31 protein-coding genes are annotated in these 16,421 nt (G+C 65.3%); 29 read left to right on the forward strand and 2 right to left on the reverse strand.

What is annotated here, in order from left to right:
- Nucleotides 1-9: 9 nt before the first annotated feature.
- Entirely contained in the window at nucleotides 10-489 is a 480-nt protein-coding gene (locus A6I89_RS00035; protein ID WP_022597354.1) for a hotdog fold domain-containing protein, read from the reverse strand.
- Between the two features lie 485 nt (nucleotides 490-974).
- On the opposite strand from A6I89_RS00035, the gene rpsJ reads away from it, so the two are divergent.
- The 24 genes from rpsJ (at nucleotide 975) to map (ending at nucleotide 13,572) form a co-directional block, all read left to right on the forward strand.
- On the forward strand, nucleotides 975-1,280 hold the full coding sequence (gene rpsJ, locus A6I89_RS00040) for a 30S ribosomal protein S10 (RefSeq protein WP_003938093.1): 306 nt from the start codon (nucleotides 975-977) through the stop codon (nucleotides 1,278-1,280).
- Nucleotides 1,281-1,308: 28 nt separating this feature from the next.
- Nucleotides 1,309-1,962, forward strand: a complete 654-nt coding sequence (gene rplC, locus A6I89_RS00045) for a 50S ribosomal protein L3 (RefSeq protein ID WP_005518362.1) — start codon at nucleotides 1,309-1,311, stop codon at nucleotides 1,960-1,962.
- Nucleotides 1,959-2,624, forward strand: a complete 666-nt coding sequence (gene rplD / locus A6I89_RS00050) for a 50S ribosomal protein L4 (protein WP_005518365.1) — start codon at nucleotides 1,959-1,961, stop codon at nucleotides 2,622-2,624. Before rplC ends, rplD begins: the two co-directional genes overlap by 4 nt.
- On the forward strand, nucleotides 2,621-2,926 hold the full coding sequence (gene rplW, locus A6I89_RS00055; protein ID WP_005518367.1) for a 50S ribosomal protein L23: 306 nt from the start codon (nucleotides 2,621-2,623) through the stop codon (nucleotides 2,924-2,926). The genes rplD and rplW overlap by 4 nt, the downstream gene beginning before the upstream one ends.
- A gap of 40 nt (nucleotides 2,927-2,966) precedes the next feature.
- On the forward strand, nucleotides 2,967-3,800 hold the full coding sequence (gene rplB, locus A6I89_RS00060; RefSeq protein ID WP_005518369.1) for a 50S ribosomal protein L2: 834 nt from the start codon (nucleotides 2,967-2,969) through the stop codon (nucleotides 3,798-3,800).
- Between the two features lie 18 nt (nucleotides 3,801-3,818).
- A complete protein-coding gene (gene rpsS, locus A6I89_RS00065) occupies nucleotides 3,819-4,100 on the forward strand; it encodes a 30S ribosomal protein S19 (RefSeq protein WP_005518370.1) in 282 nt (93 codons plus the stop codon).
- Nucleotides 4,097-4,501, forward strand: coding sequence for a 50S ribosomal protein L22 (gene rplV / locus A6I89_RS00070; RefSeq protein WP_005518372.1), 405 nt, complete (start codon nucleotides 4,097-4,099; stop codon nucleotides 4,499-4,501). The genes rpsS and rplV overlap by 4 nt, the downstream gene beginning before the upstream one ends.
- Nucleotides 4,501-5,298, forward strand: coding sequence for a 30S ribosomal protein S3 (rpsC, locus tag A6I89_RS00075; RefSeq protein WP_005518374.1), 798 nt, complete (start codon nucleotides 4,501-4,503; stop codon nucleotides 5,296-5,298). The genes rplV and rpsC overlap by 1 nt, the downstream gene beginning before the upstream one ends.
- Before the next feature lie 3 nt (nucleotides 5,299-5,301).
- A complete protein-coding gene (gene rplP / locus A6I89_RS00080; protein WP_005518375.1) occupies nucleotides 5,302-5,718 on the forward strand; it encodes a 50S ribosomal protein L16 in 417 nt (138 codons plus the stop codon).
- Nucleotides 5,718-5,954, forward strand: coding sequence for a 50S ribosomal protein L29 (rpmC, locus tag A6I89_RS00085; protein WP_005518377.1), 237 nt, complete (start codon nucleotides 5,718-5,720; stop codon nucleotides 5,952-5,954). The genes rplP and rpmC overlap by 1 nt, the downstream gene beginning before the upstream one ends.
- Complete coding sequence (gene rpsQ / locus A6I89_RS00090) at nucleotides 5,951-6,241, forward strand: 30S ribosomal protein S17 (protein WP_005518378.1); 291 nt, start codon at nucleotides 5,951-5,953, stop codon at nucleotides 6,239-6,241. Before rpmC ends, rpsQ begins: the two co-directional genes overlap by 4 nt.
- A 170-nt stretch (nucleotides 6,242-6,411) precedes the next feature.
- Nucleotides 6,412-6,780 (forward strand): 50S ribosomal protein L14, encoded by a 369-nt coding sequence (rplN, locus tag A6I89_RS00095; protein ID WP_005518379.1) that lies wholly within the window; start codon nucleotides 6,412-6,414, stop codon nucleotides 6,778-6,780.
- Nucleotides 6,780-7,097, forward strand: a complete 318-nt coding sequence (rplX, locus tag A6I89_RS00100) for a 50S ribosomal protein L24 (RefSeq protein ID WP_005518380.1) — start codon at nucleotides 6,780-6,782, stop codon at nucleotides 7,095-7,097. Before rplN ends, rplX begins: the two co-directional genes overlap by 1 nt.
- Before the next feature lies 1 nt (nucleotide 7,098).
- Nucleotides 7,099-7,665: a 50S ribosomal protein L5 gene (rplE, locus tag A6I89_RS00105; RefSeq protein ID WP_005518382.1), complete on the forward strand. Its 567-nt coding sequence runs from the start codon at nucleotides 7,099-7,101 to the stop codon at nucleotides 7,663-7,665.
- A 4-nt stretch (nucleotides 7,666-7,669) separates the two neighbouring features.
- The gene (locus A6I89_RS00110) at nucleotides 7,670-7,855 is read left to right on the forward strand and encodes a type Z 30S ribosomal protein S14 (protein WP_005518383.1); all 186 of its coding nucleotides are present in this window, start codon (nucleotides 7,670-7,672) and stop codon (nucleotides 7,853-7,855) included.
- A 170-nt stretch (nucleotides 7,856-8,025) separates the two neighbouring features.
- On the forward strand, nucleotides 8,026-8,424 hold the full coding sequence (gene rpsH / locus A6I89_RS00115) for a 30S ribosomal protein S8 (protein ID WP_005518386.1): 399 nt from the start codon (nucleotides 8,026-8,028) through the stop codon (nucleotides 8,422-8,424).
- 14 nt (nucleotides 8,425-8,438) lie between these two features.
- A complete protein-coding gene (gene rplF, locus A6I89_RS00120) occupies nucleotides 8,439-8,978 on the forward strand; it encodes a 50S ribosomal protein L6 (protein ID WP_005518391.1) in 540 nt (179 codons plus the stop codon).
- A 1-nt stretch (nucleotide 8,979) separates the two neighbouring features.
- Nucleotides 8,980-9,387: a 50S ribosomal protein L18 gene (gene rplR / locus A6I89_RS00125; RefSeq protein WP_005518392.1), complete on the forward strand. Its 408-nt coding sequence runs from the start codon at nucleotides 8,980-8,982 to the stop codon at nucleotides 9,385-9,387.
- Nucleotides 9,388-9,418: 31 nt separating this feature from the next.
- Nucleotides 9,419-10,060: a 30S ribosomal protein S5 gene (rpsE, locus tag A6I89_RS00130; RefSeq protein WP_005518393.1), complete on the forward strand. Its 642-nt coding sequence runs from the start codon at nucleotides 9,419-9,421 to the stop codon at nucleotides 10,058-10,060.
- Nucleotides 10,060-10,239, forward strand: coding sequence for a 50S ribosomal protein L30 (rpmD, locus tag A6I89_RS00135; RefSeq protein ID WP_005518394.1), 180 nt, complete (start codon nucleotides 10,060-10,062; stop codon nucleotides 10,237-10,239). The genes rpsE and rpmD overlap by 1 nt, the downstream gene beginning before the upstream one ends.
- A gap of 2 nt (nucleotides 10,240-10,241) precedes the next feature.
- Nucleotides 10,242-10,682, forward strand: coding sequence for a 50S ribosomal protein L15 (rplO, locus tag A6I89_RS00140; protein WP_005518395.1), 441 nt, complete (start codon nucleotides 10,242-10,244; stop codon nucleotides 10,680-10,682).
- Between the two features lie 222 nt (nucleotides 10,683-10,904).
- Nucleotides 10,905-12,227: a preprotein translocase subunit SecY gene (gene secY, locus A6I89_RS00145; RefSeq protein ID WP_005518396.1), complete on the forward strand. Its 1,323-nt coding sequence runs from the start codon at nucleotides 10,905-10,907 to the stop codon at nucleotides 12,225-12,227.
- Nucleotides 12,224-12,769 carry an adenylate kinase gene (locus A6I89_RS00150; protein WP_005518397.1) on the forward strand — a complete coding sequence of 182 codons (546 nt, stop codon included), beginning with the start codon at nucleotides 12,224-12,226 and terminating at the stop codon, nucleotides 12,767-12,769. The genes secY and A6I89_RS00150 overlap by 4 nt, the downstream gene beginning before the upstream one ends.
- Nucleotides 12,769-13,572, forward strand: a complete 804-nt coding sequence (gene map / locus A6I89_RS00155) for a type I methionyl aminopeptidase (protein WP_005518398.1) — start codon at nucleotides 12,769-12,771, stop codon at nucleotides 13,570-13,572. The genes A6I89_RS00150 and map overlap by 1 nt, the downstream gene beginning before the upstream one ends.
- 84 nt (nucleotides 13,573-13,656) lie before the next feature.
- Here map and dtd read toward each other — a convergent pair whose 3' ends face one another.
- Nucleotides 13,657-14,094: a D-aminoacyl-tRNA deacylase gene (gene dtd, locus A6I89_RS00160; protein WP_005518401.1), complete on the reverse strand. Its 438-nt coding sequence runs from the start codon at nucleotides 14,092-14,094 to the stop codon at nucleotides 13,657-13,659.
- Nucleotides 14,095-14,324: 230 nt separating this feature from the next.
- Between dtd and infA the strand changes: the two genes are divergently transcribed.
- The 5 genes from infA (at nucleotide 14,325) to rpsD (ending at nucleotide 16,361) form a co-directional block, all read left to right on the forward strand.
- Nucleotides 14,325-14,546: a translation initiation factor IF-1 gene (gene infA / locus A6I89_RS00165; RefSeq protein WP_003418601.1), complete on the forward strand. Its 222-nt coding sequence runs from the start codon at nucleotides 14,325-14,327 to the stop codon at nucleotides 14,544-14,546.
- Nucleotides 14,547-14,623: 77 nt separating this feature from the next.
- On the forward strand, nucleotides 14,624-14,737 hold the full coding sequence (gene rpmJ, locus A6I89_RS00170; RefSeq protein ID WP_003938068.1) for a 50S ribosomal protein L36: 114 nt from the start codon (nucleotides 14,624-14,626) through the stop codon (nucleotides 14,735-14,737).
- 210 nt (nucleotides 14,738-14,947) lie between these two features.
- Nucleotides 14,948-15,316: a 30S ribosomal protein S13 gene (rpsM, locus tag A6I89_RS00175; RefSeq protein ID WP_005518403.1), complete on the forward strand. Its 369-nt coding sequence runs from the start codon at nucleotides 14,948-14,950 to the stop codon at nucleotides 15,314-15,316.
- Nucleotides 15,316-15,729 (forward strand): 30S ribosomal protein S11, encoded by a 414-nt coding sequence (rpsK, locus tag A6I89_RS00180; protein WP_005239680.1) that lies wholly within the window; start codon nucleotides 15,316-15,318, stop codon nucleotides 15,727-15,729. Before rpsM ends, rpsK begins: the two co-directional genes overlap by 1 nt.
- A 26-nt stretch (nucleotides 15,730-15,755) precedes the next feature.
- On the forward strand, nucleotides 15,756-16,361 hold the full coding sequence (rpsD, locus tag A6I89_RS00185; RefSeq protein ID WP_005518404.1) for a 30S ribosomal protein S4: 606 nt from the start codon (nucleotides 15,756-15,758) through the stop codon (nucleotides 16,359-16,361).
- The last annotated feature ends 60 nt before the right edge of the window (nucleotides 16,362-16,421 follow it).

The following is a 16,421-nucleotide window of genomic DNA, read 5'->3' on the forward strand; positions in this document are numbered from 1 at the left end:
AGCGCTCGGTCAGGCGGGCGTCACCCAGACGGTGATGTCGGCGTGCACGACCTCCGTGCCGGCGCGGTCGCGGATCGACACCGGGATGGTCAGTTCCGTTCCCTCGGTGACGGTGTCGAAGTCGGGGATCCGGTCGAGGGTCGCGATCGCGCGCAGCCGGGACTGTGCCTTCGCGAGGTAGCGGACGTTCATCGCCTTGGGGATCCACCGATGACCGACCGGCACGGTCGCCTCCGCGAGCATCCCCATGGCCGCCTCGGCGAGATTGCAGGCCGCGATCGCGTGGAAGGTGCCGATGTGGTTGTGCACACCCCACCATTTCGGCGCGGTCACCTCGCAGTGTCCGGGCTCGAGCCGGTCGACGGTCGGAAGCACCGTCGCGAAGTACGGCACTCGCACACACATGCCGAGGGAGAACAGCGCGCGCCCGAATCCGTTGGCGGGCAACTTCTGCCAGCTTCGGTACGTGGCGGTGGGGGTCGATGTCATGGCGGAGATCTTACTCACGAGTAAGATGGCTGGGTCGGATTCGGCCGCTGACCTCGGAAGTCCGAGCGACTGCGATTTGATCTCGAGGGTCGGCTACGGCATACTGATCGGGTTGCCTTGACTGGGACGCGCTCCGTTGCGACCCGAGTCGGGCTGGATGAAAGTCGAGTATCGGGACGAAGTGCCTGGTCACGACGATGCAAGACGGAAGCAGTACCCAAAGTTTGCGCCCCTCGCGGGTGCATCCGGTGCGGTTCTCGCGGCTCCTGGGAAGGGATTTCCGGGGCCGGGGAATGAGCGACAGGGCGACACGCCCGACCGCGTGGACCGGAGAACCATGACACATGAACAGCGGCAGCGGATCGAGTGATGTCTCGATCGCGAGTGTGTGTTGTTCGTGTCGTGTTTCAGCCGAGGGCTGTGCAGACGAGGTAGTCCCCGGCTCGTTCGGGTTCTACGAAACGCGGCAAGAAAAGGACACAAGCGTGGCGGGACAGAAGATCCGCATCAGGCTCAAGGCCTATGACCACGAGGCGATCGACGCGTCAGCGCGCAAGATCGTCGAGACGGTGACCCGTACCGGGGCACGCGTGGTCGGCCCGGTGCCGTTGCCTACCGAGAAGAACGTGTACTGCGTCATCCGCTCGCCGCACAAGTACAAGGACTCGCGCGAGCACTTCGAGATGCGTACTCACAAGCGGCTGATCGACATCCTCGACCCGACGCCGAAGACGGTCGACGCGCTCATGCGCATCGACCTTCCGGCCAGCGTCGACGTGAACATCCAGTGAGCTTGGGAAGACGCAGCGGAGATATCAAATGACTAATCAGATCAAGGGAATCCTGGGCACCAAGCTCGGCATGACCCAGGTCTTCGACGAGAACAACCGGGTCGTTCCGGTCACCGTCGTCAAGGCCGGGCCGAACGTCGTCACCCAGATCCGTACCGAAGAGCGTGACGGCTACAGCGCCGTGCAGCTGGCGTTCGGCGCCATCGACCCGCGCAAGGTGAACAAGCCCACCTCGGGCCAGTTCGCCAAGGCCGGCGTCACCCCGCGTCGCCACGTCGTCGAGCTCCGCGTCGCCGACACCTCGGAGTACGAGGTCGGCCAGGAGCTGACGGCCGAGGTGTTCGAGGACGGCGCATACGTCGACGTCACCGGCACCAGCAAGGGCAAGGGCTTCGCCGGCACCATGAAGCGTCACGGCTTCGCCGGCCAGGGCGCCTCGCACGGCGCACAGGCTGTCCACCGTCGCCCGGGTTCCATCGGTGGCTGTGCCACCCCCGGTCGCGTGTTCAAGGGCATGCGCATGTCGGGCCGTATGGGCTCCGACCGCATCACGACGCAGAACCTCTCGGTCCACAAGGTGGATGCCGAGAACGGTCTGCTGCTGATCAAGGGTGCGATCCCGGGCCGCAAGGGTGGCCTCGTGATCGTCAAGACCGCAGTGAAGGGTGGTGCTTCGGCATGACCGAGACCGCAACCAAGCTGACCCTCGACGTCAAGGCCGCCGGTGGCAAGACCAACGGCACCGTCGATCTCCCCTCCGAGATCTTCGACGCGACCGCGAACATCGCTCTGATGCACCAGGTCGTCGTCGCGCAGCTCGCTGCGGCACGTCAGGGCACGCACTCCACCAAGACCCGCGGCGAGGTCCGCGGTGGTGGCAAGAAGCCGTACCGCCAGAAGGGCACCGGCCGCGCACGTCAGGGCTCGACCCGTGCGCCGCAGTTCGCCGGCGGTGGCACCGTCCACGGCCCGCAGCCGCGCGACTACTCGCAGCGCACCCCCAAGAAGATGAAGGCTGCCGCTCTGCGTGGCGCCCTCTCCGACCGGGCCCGCAACGAGCGCATCCACGTCATCACCGAACTGGTCGCCGGGCAGGTCCCGTCCACCAAGACGGCGAAGTCGTTCCTGGGCGAGCTGTCCGACCGCAAGAAGTTCCTGCTGGTCGTCGGCCGCGAGGACATCGCCGCGTGGAAGAGCGTCCAGAACCTGGACGGCGTGCACCCCATCGCACCCGACCAGCTCAACACCTACGACGTGCTCAACAGCGATGACGTCGTGTTCAGCCTCGAGGCTCTGAACACCTTCATCGCGGGCCCGGCCAAGAACGAGGAGGAGAGCAAGTGACCACCATCGCCGACCCCCGCGACATCTTGCTGGCCCCGGTCATCTCCGAGAAGTCCTACGGACTGATCGAGGAAGGCACCTACACCTTCCTGGTGCACCCGGACTCGAACAAGACGCAGATCAAGATTGCCGTCGAGAAGGTCTTCGGCGTCACCGTGACCAGCGTCAACACCGCCAACCGTCAGGGCAAGCGCAAGCGGACCCGCTTCGGTTACGGCAAGCGCAAGGACACCAAGCGCGCGCTCGTGACCCTCTCGGCCGACAGCAAGCCCATCGAGATCTTCGGAGGCCCGGTCGCGTAAGCGTCTGGGACTTGACGAGATATAGAGGACGAGAAGACTCATGGCAATCCGTAAGTACAAGCCGACTACCCCGGGCCGCCGCGGCTCGAGCGTCTCGGACTTCGCCGAGATCACTCGGTCGACGCCCGAGAAGTCGCTCATTCGCCCGCTGCACGGTCGCGGTGGTCGTAACGCCCACGGTCGCATCACCACCCGTCACAAGGGTGGCGGTCACAAGCGCGCCTACCGGTTGATCGACTTCCGTCGCAACGACAAGGACGGCGTGCCGGCCAAGGTCGCTCACATCGAGTACGACCCCAACCGCACCGCTCGCATCGCGCTGCTGCACTACGCAGACGGCGAGAAGCGCTACATCATCGCCCCCAAGGGCCTGGTGCAGGGCGCTCCGATCGAGTCCGGCGCAGGCGCCGACATCAAGCCGGGCAACAACCTGCCGCTGCGCAACATCCCCACCGGTACCACGATCCACGCTGTGGAGCTGCGTCCGGGCGGCGGTGCCAAGATGGCCCGCTCCGCCGGCGCCAGCATCCAGCTGCTGGGCAAGGAAGGCACCTACGCCACGCTGCGTATGCCGTCCGGTGAGATCCGTCGCGTCGACGTGCGCTGCCGCGCCACCGTCGGCGAGGTCGGCAACGCCGAGCAGTCGAACATCAACTGGGGCAAGGCCGGCCGCATGCGCTGGAAGGGCGTCCGCCCGACCGTCCGTGGTGTCGTCATGAACCCGGTCGACCACCCGCACGGTGGTGGTGAGGGTAAGACCTCCGGTGGTCGCCACCCGGTCAGCCCCTGGGGCAAGCCCGAGGGCCGCACCCGCAAGAACAAGGCGAGCGACAAGCTCATCGTCCGTCGTCGCCGTACCGGCAAGAAGCGCTAGTCAAGGAGGGAGTGAAGGATGCCACGCAGCCTGAAGAAGGGCCCGTTCGTCGATGACCACCTCCTTGCGAAGGTGGACGTGCAGAACGAGAAGGGCACCAAGCAGGTCATCAAGACCTGGAGCCGTCGTTCCACGATCATTCCGGACTTCATCGGTCACACGTTTGCCGTCCACGACGGACGCAAGCACGTTCCGGTGTTCGTTTCGGATTCGATGGTTGGCCACAAGCTCGGAGAGTTTGCACCGACCAGGACGTTCAAGGGCCACATCAAGGACGACCGGAAGAGCAAGCGTCGATGAGTACTGAAACCCAGAACCCCACCGCGAAGGCGGTCGCGCGCCACGTGCGCGTGACCCCCATGAAGGCGCGCCGTGTCGTGGACATCGTCCGCGGCAAGTCGGTCGACGAGGCTCTCGCGATCCTCAAGTTCGCACCGCAGGCCGCGGCTGAGCCGGTCGCGAAGGTGATCGCCAGCGCCGCTGCCAACGCGCAGAACAACCTGAATCTGGATCCCGCCACCCTCGTCGTCTCGACGGCGTTCGTGGACGAGGGTGCGACCCTCAAGCGGTTCCAGCCGCGCGCCCAGGGCCGGGCCTTCCGGATCCGCAAGCGTTCGAGCCACATCACCGTCATTGTGGAAAGTGTGGCGAACCGGGGTGCCGCCTCGGGTCGTAACCGCCGGAAGGGAAGTGGTCAGTAGTGGGCCAGAAGATCAACCCGCACGGCTTCCGTCTCGGCATCACGACCGACTGGAAGTCGCGCTGGTACGCAGACAAGCAGTACGCGGAGTACGTCAAGGAAGACGTCGCGATCCGTAAGCTCCTCGCCACCGGCATGGAGCGCGCGGGCATCGCGAAGGTCGAGATCGAGCGCACCCGTGACCGTGTGCGTGTGGACATCCACACCGCGCGTCCGGGCATCGTCATCGGTCGCCGTGGCGCCGAGGCCGATCGCATCCGCGCCGAGCTCGAGAAGCTGACCGGCAAGCAGGTCCAGCTGAACATCCTCGAGGTCAAGAACGCCGAGGCCGAGGCTCAGCTCGTGGCACAGGGTGTCGCCGAGCAGCTCTCGAACCGTGTCGCGTTCCGTCGTGCGATGCGCAAGGCCATCCAGTCGGCCATGCGTCAGCCGAACGTCAAGGGCATCCGCGTGCAGTGCTCGGGCCGCCTCGGCGGCGCCGAGATGAGCCGCTCGGAGTTCTACCGTGAGGGTCGCGTTCCGCTGCACACGCTGCGTGCGGACATCGACTACGGCCTCTACGAGGCCAAGACCACCTTCGGTCGCATCGGCGTGAAGGTCTGGATCTACAAGGGCGACATCGTCGGTGGCAAGCGTGAGCTGTCCGCCGCCGCCCCGGCCGAGCGCCCGCGTCGCGAGCGCCCGAGCCGTCCGCGTCGCTCCGGTGCCGCCGGCACCACGGCGACCAGCACCGAGGCCGGTCGCGCTGCGACCGCAACCGCCGATGCTCCCGCTTCTACCGAGCAGAAGGAGGGCTGACGCATGTTGATCCCGCGCCGGGTCAAGCACCGCAAGCAGCACCACCCGAGCCGTTCGGGTGCCGCCAAGGGCGGTACCCAGGTGGCCTTCGGTGAGTACGGCATCCAGGCTCTCGAGCCCGCCTACATCACCAACCGGCAGATCGAGTCCGCTCGTATCGCCATGACTCGCCACATCAAGCGTGGCGGCAAGATCTGGATCAACATCTTCCCGGATCGCCCGCTCACCAAGAAGCCTGCCGAGACCCGCATGGGTTCCGGTAAGGGTTCGCCGGAGTGGTGGGTCGCGAACATCAAGCCCGGACGGGTCATGTTCGAGATGAGCTACCCGAACGAGGAGATCGCCCGCGAGGCCCTGCGCCGCGCGATGCACAAGCTCCCGTGCAAGTGCCGGATCGTGACGAGGGAGGAGCAGTTCTGATGGCAACCACCAGCCCTGCTGCAGAGCTCCGCGAGCTGACCGACGAAGAACTGGTCACCAAGCTCCGCGAGGCGAAGGAAGAACTGTTCAACCTTCGCTTCCAGATGGCAACCGGCCAGCTGGACAACAACCGCCGGCTGCGCACGGTCCGTCACGAGATTGCGCGCATCTACACCGTCCTGCGTGAGCGCGAGCTCGGCCTGGCCGCTGGTCCGGACGCAGGTGACGCCGCATGAGCGAGGATAAGGCAGTGAGCACCAACAGCACCGAAGATCGCGGCAGCCGCAAGGTCCGCACCGGTTACGTGGTCTCCGACAAGATGGAGAAGACCATCGTGGTCGAGCTGGAGGACCGGGTGAAGCACCCGCTCTACGGCAAGATCATCCGTCGGACCACCAAGGTCAAGGCGCACGACGAGAACGGCACCGCCGGCATCGGCGATCGCGTGCAGCTGATGGAGACCCGTCCGTTGTCGGCCACCAAGCGCTGGCGTCTGGTCGAGGTCCTCGAGAAGGCCAAGTAAGAGCCGAAGAGTGTATCCAGTACGATGGTGGGGTTGCCCTGTGAAAGCAGTGGTGGCCCCACCATCGGCGGGTACGGACCGCGCGCGTCGGGTCGGAAATCTGCCGCGCACGACCCGGTGATTCGCGTGTGAACCACCAGGTCGAAACAAGCCAGGTCAAGGAGAAGTAAGTGATTCAGCAGGAGTCGCGACTGCGCGTCGCCGACAACACGGGTGCCAAGGAGATTCTCTGCATCCGCGTTCTCGGTGGCTCGTCTCGTCGCTACGCCGGGATCGGCGACATCATCGTCGCCACCGTCAAGGACGCAACCCCGGGTGGAAACGTGAAGAAGGGTGACGTCGTCAAGGCCGTCGTCGTCCGCACCGCCAAGGAGCGTCGTCGTCCGGACGGTTCCTACATCAAGTTCGACGAGAACGCTGCCGTCATCATCAAGGCGGACAACGATCCTCGCGGCACTCGCATCTTCGGCCCCGTCGGCCGTGAGCTGCGCGAGAAGAAGTTCATGAAGATCGTCTCGCTCGCCCCGGAGGTGCTGTGATGAAGGTGCACAAGGGTGACACCGTGCTGGTCATCGCCGGCAAGGACAAGGGCGCGAAGGGCAAGGTCATCCAGGCCTACCCCGCGACCAACAAGGTCCTCGTCGAGGGCGTCAACCGCATCAAGAAGCACACCGCGGTTTCTGCGAACGAGCGTGGCGCCTCCTCGGGCGGCATCGTGACGCAGGAAGCTCCGATCAACGTCTCGAACGTCATGGTCGTCGACTCGGACGGGAACCCGACTCGCGTCGGCTACCGCACCGACGAGGAGACCGGCAAGCGCGTTCGCATTTCCCGGAAGAACGGGAAGGACATCTGACATGACCTCCACCGAGAACAAGACCCAGCCGCGCCTGAAGGCCCGCTACCGTGCGGAGATCAAGGACGCGCTGAACGCTGAGTTCGATTACGCGAACGTCATGCAGATCCCCGGCCTGGTCAAGGTTGTCGTCAACATGGGTGTCGGCGACGCCGCCCGTGACGCCAAGCTGATCAACGGCGCGGTTGCCGACCTGACCCTGATCACCGGTCAGAAGCCGGAGATCCGGAAGGCCCGCAAGTCCATCGCGCAGTTCAAGCTGCGTGAGGGCATGCCGATCGGCGCGCGCGTGACGCTGCGCGGCGACCGCATGTGGGAGTTCCTGGACCGTCTCGTGTCCATCGCGCTGCCCCGTATCCGCGACTTCCGCGGCCTGTCGGGCAACCAGTTCGACGGCAACGGCAACTACACGTTCGGCCTCAACGAGCAGTCGATGTTCCACGAGATCGACGTGGACAAGATCGATCGTCCGCGCGGTATGGACATCACCGTCGTGACCACCGCCACCAACAACGAAGAAGGCCGTGCGCTGCTCAAGCACCTCGGCTTCCCGTTCAAGGAGAACTGAGCCCATGGCTAAGAAGGCACTGGTCAACAAGGCCAACAAGAAGCCGAAGTTCGCGGTGCGCGCGTACACCCGCTGCCAGAAGTGCGGACGTCCGCACTCCGTGTTCCGCAAGTTCGGCCTGTGCCGAATCTGCGTTCGCGAGATGGCGCACGCCGGCGAGCTGCCGGGCGTTCACAAGAGCTCCTGGTAAGCGAACCAACGAAGACTTCCGTCCCGCACCCGCGGGAACGGTGAAGTAAAGAACCACTTCGTTGTAGGCCCACGATCGGGCCGGGCCCGTTCCTCCGAGTGATCGGGGGAGCGGGCCCGGACTCCGGTGTTGCATGGGAACCCCAACGAGAAAGGTGCACAGGTCAACTCATGACCATGACTGATCCGATCGCAGACTTCTTGACGCGTCTGCGTAATGCCAACTCGGCGTACCACGACGAGGTGAAGCTGCCGCACTCGAAGATCAAGGCGAACATCGCCGAGATCCTCAAGCGCGAGGGCTACATCGCCGACTACCGCACCGAGGATGCCGAGGTCGGCAAGACGCTGATCGTCGACCTCAAGTACGGCCCGAGCCGCGAGCGCAGCCTCGCCGGCCTGCGCCGAGTCTCGAAGCCCGGTCTGCGCGTGTACGCGAAGTCCACCAACCTGCCCAAGGTCCTGGGCGGCCTCGGCGTGGCCATCATCTCCACGTCGTCCGGTCTGCTCACCGATCGTCAGGCGGCCAATCAGGGTGTGGGCGGGGAAGTCCTCGCCTACGTCTGGTAAGAGAGGCCACCACTATGTCGCGTATTGGAAAGATTCCGGTCGCCGTCCCCGCGGGCGTCGACGTGACCATCGACGGCCAGGACGTCGCGATCAAGGGACCCAAGGGTTCGCTGTCGCTGACCGTGTCCGAGCCGATCTCGGTCGCCAAGGGTGAGGACGGTGCCCTGCTGGTCACCCGTCCCGACGACGAGCGTCGCAGCCGTGCGCTGCACGGTCTGTCGCGCACCCTGGTGCAGAACATGATCACCGGTGTCACCGCTGGTTACACCACCAAGATGGAGATCCACGGTGTCGGTTACCGTGTGGCGCTGAAGGGTCAGGACCTCGAGTTCGCCCTCGGCTACAGCCACCCGGTCCCGATCGAGGCTCCGGAGGGCATCACCTTCGCTGTCGAGTCGCCGACCAAGTTCTCGATCTCCGGCATCGACAAGCAGAAGGTCGGCCAGATCGCGGCCAACATCCGCCGCCTGCGCAAGTCCGACCCGTACAAGGGCAAGGGCATCCGCTACGAGGGTGAGCAGGTCCGTCGCAAGGTCGGAAAGACGGGTAAGTGATATGAGCCAGACTGCAAATCAGAAAGCCAAGCGGATCCCGCTGGGCAAGGACGTGTCCACCACGCGTCGTCTGTCGAAGGCGCGTCGTCACTTCCGTCTCCGCAAGAAGGTCTCCGGCACCCCCGAGCGTCCCCGTCTCGTGGTGAACCGTTCGTCGCGGCACATCCACGTGCAGCTGGTGGACGACCTGGCCGGCAAGACCCTGGCCGCTGCGTCGACCATCGAGGCCGACGTGCGTGCGCTGGAGGGCGACAAGAAGGCTCGCGGTGCCAAGGTCGGTCAGCTGATCGCCGAGCGTGCCAAGGCTGCCGGCGTGGAGGCCGTGGTCTTCGACCGCGGTGGCCACACCTACAGCGGCCGCATCGCGGCCCTGGCGGACGCCGCACGCGAAGGCGGGTTGAAGTTCTGATGACCAACATTACTAACGGAAGGAATGCCTGATGCCGGGACGTCAAAGGCGTGACGGCGGAAGCGGACCCGCCGGACAGAATGGCCCGAACCAGGGCGACAACCGCGGTGGCCGTGATCGTCGGGACAACCGTCGTGACAACGCCGCCGAGAAGTCGAACCACATCGAGCGCGTCGTCTCCATCAACCGCGTCTCGAAGGTCGTCAAGGGTGGTCGTCGCTTCAGCTTCACCGCTCTCGTGATCGTCGGCGACGGCAACGGACTCGTCGGTGTCGGCTACGGCAAGGCCAAGGAAGTTCCCGCGGCCATCCAGAAGGGCGTCGAGGAAGCTCGCAAGAACTTCTTCCGCGTGCCGCTGATCGGTAGCACCATCACTCACCCCGTCCAGGGTGAGGCGGCTGCCGGCGTCGTCATGCTGCGTCCGGCCAGCCCCGGTACCGGTGTCATCGCCGGTGGCGCGGTGCGTGCCGTGCTGGAGTGCGCGGGTGTCTCCGACATCCTCGCCAAGTCGCTCGGTAGCGACAACGCCATCAATGTTGTGCACGCGACGGTTGCCGCCCTCAAGGGTCTGCAGCGTCCGGAAGAGGTTGCAGCCCGTCGTGGCCTGCCCCTCGAGGACGTTGCCCCTGCCGGCATGCTCCGCGCTCGTGCACAGGCTGGGAGCGTGAAGTAATGGCACAGCTCAAGGTCACCCAGGTCAAGAGCACCATCGGCACCAAGCAGAACCAGCGGGACAGCATGCGCACCCTCGGACTGAAGGGCATCCGTCAGTCCGTCGTCCGCGAGGACAACGCGCAGAACCGTGGTCTGATCAACGTGGTGCGCCACCTCGTCACGGTTGAGGAGGTCTAACCATGACCATCAAGTTGCACCACCTGCGTCCTGCTGCCGGAGCCAAGACCGACAAGACTCGCGTCGGTCGCGGTGAGGGCTCGAAGGGCAAGACCGCCGGTCGCGGTACCAAGGGCACCAAGGCTCGCAAGAACGTCTCGGCCGCCTTCGAGGGTGGACAGATGCCGCTTCACATGCGTCTGCCCAAGCTCAAGGGCTTCAAGAATGCGTTCCGCACCGAGTACCAGGTCGTCAACGTCGGCGACATCGCCCGTCTGTTCCCCGAGGGTGGACAGATCGGCGTTGCCGAGCTCGTCGCCGCGGGCGCGGTTCGCAAGAACCAGCTCGTGAAGGTGCTCGCCGAGGGCGAGATCGCGGTTGCCGTCCAGGTCACCGCGAACAAGTTCTCGGGCGCTGCCAAGGAGAAGATCGCCGCTGCCGGTGGTACCACCACCGAGCTGTGATCTCGCTCGTCTGATCGCAAGAATGGCCGCAACACCGTCCCTCGGGGTGGTGCTGCGGCCATTCTTCGTTCAGCGGCCTTCTCGGCGAGGCATACTGGTGGCCGGACAGCCCGGGACTGGGCTGTAATTTCATGTGTCACTGTTAGAGTTCTAGAGTTCTGCAATCCCACCGGACGGACCAATAGGTTCGCTTCCCTGTCAGTCGTGCGCCCAGGAGGATCTTTGCTTTCCGCCTTTGTCTCGGCCCTCAGGACGGTAGACCTGAGGCGGAAGATCCTCTTCACACTCGGTCTGGTCGCCCTGTATCGCCTCGGCGCGACGCTGCCGTCCCCGGGCGTCGACTACGGAAACGTCCGTGCCTGTATCGACCAGGTCTCCGGCGGTGAGTCGGCCGGCATCTACTCGCTGATCAACCTGTTCTCCGGCGGCGCGCTCCTGCAGCTGTCGGTGTTCGCGATCGGCATCATGCCGTACATCACGGCGAGCATCATCGTCCAGCTCCTCACTGTCGTCATCCCCAAGTTCGAGGAACTCCGCAAGGAGGGCCAGTCGGGCCAGGCGAAGATGACGCAGTACACGCGCTACCTCTCGATCGCGCTCGCGATCCTGCAGTCGACCGGCATCGTTGCGCTCGCTGCGCGCGGCCAGTTGCTGCAGGGCTGTAGCCAACCGATCATCGCGGACGAGAGCGTCTTCGGGTTGATCATCATCGTGTTGGTGATGACGGCCGGCGCTGCGCTCGTCATGTGGTTCGGTGAGCTCATCACCGAACGCGGTGTCGGCAACGGCATGTCGCTGCTGATCTTCGCCGGTATCGCCTCGCGCATCCCGTCCGAGGGCAAGGCCATCCTCGACAGCCGTGGCGGCCTCACCTTCGCACTCGTGTGTGTCGCCGCACTGGCGATCATCGCGGGCGTCGTGTTCGTCGAGCAGGGTCAGCGCCGGATCCCGGTGCAGTACGCCAAGCGCATGGTCGGTCGCCGCATGTACGGCGGATCGTCCACGTACCTGCCGCTCAAGGTCAACCAGGCCGGCGTCATCCCGGTGATCTTCGCGTCGTCGCTGCTGTACCTGCCGAACCTCATCGCGCAGCTCACCGGCGCCAACACGAGCACGGATCCGAGCTGGTGGCAGCGGTTCATCAACGAGTACCTGGTGAACCCGGCCAACCCGGTCTACATCCTGATCTACTTCGGCATGATCGTCTTCTTCACCTACTTCTACGTCGCGATCACCTTCAATCCGGAGGAACGCGCGGACGAGATGAAGAAGTTCGGCGGCTTCATCCCGGGCATCCGTCCGGGTCGCCCGACCGCCGACTACTTGAACTACGTACTGAGCCGTATCACTCTGCCGGGTGCGATCTATCTCGGCACCATCGCGGTCCTGCCGAATCTGTTCCTCGACATCGGCAATTCGGGTGGTGTGCAGAACCTGCCGTTCGGTGGCACCGCGGTGCTGATTATGGTCAGTGTGGGCCTCGATACCGTGAAGCAGATCGAGAGCCAGCTCATGCAGCGAAACTATGAAGGGTTCCTCAAGTGAGACTTGTCCTCCTTGGTCCTCCCGGTGCCGGTAAGGGCACCCAGGCCGCGATTCTGTCCGAGAAGTTGGGTGTTCCGCACATCTCCACCGGAGATCTCTTCCGCGCGAACATCGGGCAGGAGACGCCGCTGGGGCTCGAGGCCAAGAAGTACCTCGATGCGGGCGATCTCGTCCCGAGCGAGATCACGAACAACATGGTGAAGGCCCGCGTCGCCGAACCGGATGCCGCCAACGGCTTCCTGCTGGACGGTTTCCCGCGCACGGTCGATCAGGCGAAGGCCCTCGAGGGCATCCTCGAGGGGCTCGGCGCCAAGCTCGACGGTGTGCTGGCGTTCGACGTCGACGACGAGGTCGTCGTCGAACGGATGCTCGCCCGCGGTCGCGCCGACGACACCGAAGACGTGATCCGTAACCGCATGCGCGTCTACCGCGAGGAGACGGCACCGCTGCTCGATTACTACGCCGGCCAGATCGTCACCGTCGACGCCGTCGGCGCTGTCGAAGAGGTCAACGCCCGCGCCCTGGCCGCGCTGGGGAAGTAATGGCTTTCGGCCGCAAGCGCAAGGTTGTTCCGTTCCGCACGGCGGGTGAGCTCGACGCCATGGCGGCGGCGGGCGCGATCGTCGGCGCCGCCCTCGTGGCGGTGCGGGACGCGGCCAAGCCCGGTGTCAGCACCCTCGAGTTGGACCGGGTCGCGGAATCGGTGATCCGGGACGCCGGCGCTGTGCCGTCGTTCCTCGGTTACCACGGTTTCAGCGGCTCGATCTGCTCGTCGGTCAACGATCGCGTCGTGCACGGCATCCCGTCGGCGGACGACATCCTGGTCGAGGGTGACCTCGTGTCGATCGACTGCGGAGCGATCCTCGACGGTTGGCACGGCGACTCGGCATGGACGTTCGGTGTCGGCGAACTCAGTGAGGCGGATGCGCAGCTGAGTGAGGCGACGCGGCTGTCGATGGAGGCGGGGATCGCGGCGATGGTCGAGGGCAACCGCCTCACCGATGTCTCCCACGCCATCGAGCTCGGCACGCATGCCGCGGAGAAGCTGCACGGCAGGTCCTACGGGATCGTCGACGGCTACGGGGGGCACGCGATCGGCCGCGAGATGCACATGGATCCGTTCCTGCCGAACGAGGGAGCGCCCGGCAAGGGTCCGCACCTCGTCATCGGGTCGGTTCTCGCGATCGAGCCGATGCTCACGCTCGGCACGTACGAGACCGAGGTGCTCGGCGACGACTGGACCGTGGTGACCACGGACGGCAGCCGCGCCGCGCACTGGGAGCACACGGTCGCGGTGACCGAGGACGGTCCAAGGATCCTCACGCTTCGGCCCGGGGACAACTGAGCAGAGCTCACCCACAACACCGAGCAAGAGCACCGAGCGGGCAGCGAGCAGTCGCTGCCCGCTCGGCGTTTTCGTGTCCCGGGGTCATCCCTCCAACAGGACTGTCACCGGTCCGTCGTTGACGAGGCTCACCTGCATGTGTTCGCCGAACCGGCCGACCTCGACGGTGGCGCCGAGCTCGCGCAGTGCGTCGCCGAATGCGGCGACGAGTGGTTCGGCGACGGCGCGGGGCGCGGCCGCGGACCACGACGGCCGCCGGCTCTTGCGGGTGTCTGCAAGGAGGGTGAACTGGCTGACCACGAGAATCGGCGCGTCGACGTCGGACGCGGACTTCTCGCCGTCGAGGATGCGCAGCCGCCACACCCGTCGGGCGAGGTTCGCGGCGGCGACAGGATCGTCGTCGTGGCCGACGCCGAGGAGGACGAGCAGACCCTGCCCGTCGTCGGCTGGTGAGATCCGGGCGACTTCGTCGCCGTCCACCGCGACGGCTGCCGACGTGACTCGCTGGACGAGGGCGCGCATGTGAGGGGGTCACTCCTTCGGGTCGAGGCCGAGGCGACTCGGGGTCGCATTTGGCCTGGTCGGCAAATGCCGGTAGGATGGAAAAACGGTGCGCCCTGCGTATCGGTTGTTTGCGTGTCCGACCTCGCGTCGGAGTGGCGTTCTCGGCCGGCAATTGGAGCCACCGCTGTAGCGGATACCGGTGACGGTAACCGATGCACCCATACGCCACTCAACGGATCGCGGAGGACATGGCTAAGAAGGACGGGGCCATCGAGGTCGAGGGACGAGTTGTCGAGCCGCTGCCCAATGCGATGTTCCGCATTGAGCTGGAGAACGGCCACAAGGTCCTCGCACACATCAGCGGCAAGATGCGTCAGCACTACATTCGCATCCTTCCCGAGGACCGCGTGGTCGTGGAGCTTTCGCCCTACGACCTGTCGCGTGGACGCATCGTTTACCGCTACAAGTAAAAGCTTCCCCGGCCACACCCGGCCGGGGAGAACTATGTCTGCCCTCGGGTGGACAGACAACAGGAGATCAGACGCACGTGAAGGTTCAGCCTAGCGTCAAGAAGATCTGCGAGAAGTGCAAGGTGATCCGCCGCAACGGGCGCGTCATGGTGATCTGCGAGAACCTGCGTCACAAGCAGCGTCAGGGCTAGTCCCAGCAGCACAGCTTCTTCGAGATCTGCTTGGCAACAAGCAAAAGAAGACCTCTCAGCACCAACCGGTACCCGGGCTCAGCACGTTCACGGGCAGGTACCGGTCCACCCCCGGCACGGAGGCCGGGGCCCCACTGCGATCGGAACGCAGAGTCTTATGCGCAGGGGACGGACTGGGAGCAGACCTCCGCACACCGATAGGAATGCCACATGGCACGTCTCGCAGGTGTTGATCTTCCCCGCGAAAAGCGCATGGAGATCGCACTGACCTACATCTACGGCATCGGCCGTACCACCTCCAAGGAGATCCTGGCTGCCACGGGTGTCAACCCGGACCTGCGCAGCAAGGACCTCACGGACGAGGATCTCGCCAAGCTCCGCGAGTACATCGAGGAGTCGGTGAAGGTCGAGGGTGACCTGCGCCGCGAGGTGCAGGCGGACATCCGCCGCAAGATCGAGATCGGCTGCTACCAGGGCCTGCGCCACCGCCGTGGTCTGCCCGTGCGTGGACAGCGCACCAAGACCAACGCTCGCACCCGTAAGGGTCCGAAGCGCACCGTCGCAGGAAAGAAGAAGTAATGCCTCCCAAGTCACGTAGCACCGGTCCGAAGAAGACCCAGAAGGCGCGTCGCAGGGACAAGAAGAACGTCCCGCACGGTGCCGCTCACATCAAGAGCACCTTCAACAACACGATCGTGTCGATCACCGACCCGGCCGGCAACGTCATCTCCTGGGCGTCGTCGGGCCACGTGGGCTTCAAGGGCTCGCGCAAGTCGACGCCGTTCGCTGCTCAGCTCGCCGCCGAGAACGCTGCCCGCAAGGCGCAGGAGCACGGCGTCAAGAAGGTCGACGTCTTCGTGAAGGGCCCGGGCTCGGGCCGCGAGACCGCGATCCGCTCGCTGCAGGCTGCCGGCCTCGAGGTCGGCACCATCTCCGATGTCACCCCCCAGCCGCACAACGGCTGCCGTCCGCCCAAGCGGCGTCGGGTTTAAGTAGCGGGAAGGATAGGTAAAAGAACATGGCACGTTATACCGGACCCATCACCCGCAAGTCGCGTCGTCTGCGCGTCGACCTCGTCGGAGGCGACCAGGCATTCGAGCGGCGTCCTTACCCGCCGGGCCAGCACGGCCGCGCGCGCATCAAGGAGAGCGAGTACCTGCTCCAGCTGCAGGAGAAGCAGAAGGCACGCTTCACCTACGGCGTCATGGAGAAGCAGTTCCGCCGCTACTACCAGGAGGCGGTCAACCGCCCCGGCAAGACCGGTGAGAACCTGCTCCAGATCCTGGAGTCGCGTCTCGACAACGTCGTGTACCGCGCCGGCCTCGCCCGTACCCGCCGTCAGGCGCGTCAGCTGGTCACGCACGGTCACCTTCTCGTGAACAACAAGAAGGTCGACATCCCCAGCTACCGCGTCTCGCAGTACGACATCATCGATGTCCGCGAGAAGTCGCTGGCGACCCTGCCGTTCCAGGTTGCTCGTGAGACCCAGGGCGATCGCCCGATCCCGGGTTGGCTGCAGGTCGTCGGTGGACGCCTCCGCATCCTGGTGCACCAGCTCCCCGAGCGTGCGCAGATCGAGGTTCCGCTGCAGGAACAGCTGATCGTCGAGTACTACTCGAAGTAAGGCGTGATACCCGGGAGTGGTCGGTAACGGCCGCTCCCGGGTCCCAAGCCTTTCCCATCG

The organism is Prescottella equi, from assembly GCF_002094305.1.
Classification (GTDB): domain Bacteria; phylum Actinomycetota; class Actinomycetes; order Mycobacteriales; family Mycobacteriaceae; genus Prescottella; species Prescottella equi.

Coding starts and splice junctions, on each gene's coding strand:
- rplE (WP_005518382.1), top strand. CDS start 7,099: ATGACCTCCACCGAGAACAAGACCCAGCCGCGCCTGAAGGCCCGCTAC.
- A6I89_RS00035 (WP_022597354.1), bottom strand. CDS start 489: ATGACATCGACCCCCACCGCCACGTACCGAAGCTGGCAGAAGTTGCCC.
- rplC (WP_005518362.1), top strand. CDS start 1,309: ATGACTAATCAGATCAAGGGAATCCTGGGCACCAAGCTCGGCATGACC.
- rpsH (WP_005518386.1), top strand. CDS start 8,026: ATGACCATGACTGATCCGATCGCAGACTTCTTGACGCGTCTGCGTAAT.
- rplR (WP_005518392.1), top strand. CDS start 8,980: ATGAGCCAGACTGCAAATCAGAAAGCCAAGCGGATCCCGCTGGGCAAG.
- rplD (WP_005518365.1), top strand. CDS start 1,959: ATGACCGAGACCGCAACCAAGCTGACCCTCGACGTCAAGGCCGCCGGT.
- rpmD (WP_005518394.1), top strand. CDS start 10,060: ATGGCACAGCTCAAGGTCACCCAGGTCAAGAGCACCATCGGCACCAAG.
- rpsK (WP_005239680.1), top strand. CDS start 15,316: ATGCCTCCCAAGTCACGTAGCACCGGTCCGAAGAAGACCCAGAAGGCG.
- rplF (WP_005518391.1), top strand. CDS start 8,439: ATGTCGCGTATTGGAAAGATTCCGGTCGCCGTCCCCGCGGGCGTCGAC.
- rplP (WP_005518375.1), top strand. CDS start 5,302: ATGTTGATCCCGCGCCGGGTCAAGCACCGCAAGCAGCACCACCCGAGC.
- rpsS (WP_005518370.1), top strand. CDS start 3,819: ATGCCACGCAGCCTGAAGAAGGGCCCGTTCGTCGATGACCACCTCCTT.
- rpmC (WP_005518377.1), top strand. CDS start 5,718: ATGGCAACCACCAGCCCTGCTGCAGAGCTCCGCGAGCTGACCGACGAA.
- rplV (WP_005518372.1), top strand. CDS start 4,097: ATGAGTACTGAAACCCAGAACCCCACCGCGAAGGCGGTCGCGCGCCAC.
- rpsE (WP_005518393.1), top strand. CDS start 9,419: ATGCCGGGACGTCAAAGGCGTGACGGCGGAAGCGGACCCGCCGGACAG.
- rpsM (WP_005518403.1), top strand. CDS start 14,948: ATGGCACGTCTCGCAGGTGTTGATCTTCCCCGCGAAAAGCGCATGGAG.
- map (WP_005518398.1), top strand. CDS start 12,769: ATGGCTTTCGGCCGCAAGCGCAAGGTTGTTCCGTTCCGCACGGCGGGT.
- infA (WP_003418601.1), top strand. CDS start 14,325: ATGGCTAAGAAGGACGGGGCCATCGAGGTCGAGGGACGAGTTGTCGAG.
- rpsQ (WP_005518378.1), top strand. CDS start 5,951: ATGAGCGAGGATAAGGCAGTGAGCACCAACAGCACCGAAGATCGCGGC.
- dtd (WP_005518401.1), bottom strand. CDS start 14,094: ATGCGCGCCCTCGTCCAGCGAGTCACGTCGGCAGCCGTCGCGGTGGAC.
- rplB (WP_005518369.1), top strand. CDS start 2,967: ATGGCAATCCGTAAGTACAAGCCGACTACCCCGGGCCGCCGCGGCTCG.
- rpsD (WP_005518404.1), top strand. CDS start 15,756: ATGGCACGTTATACCGGACCCATCACCCGCAAGTCGCGTCGTCTGCGC.
- rplO (WP_005518395.1), top strand. CDS start 10,242: ATGACCATCAAGTTGCACCACCTGCGTCCTGCTGCCGGAGCCAAGACC.
- rplX (WP_005518380.1), top strand. CDS start 6,780: ATGAAGGTGCACAAGGGTGACACCGTGCTGGTCATCGCCGGCAAGGAC.
- A6I89_RS00110 (WP_005518383.1), top strand. CDS start 7,670: ATGGCTAAGAAGGCACTGGTCAACAAGGCCAACAAGAAGCCGAAGTTC.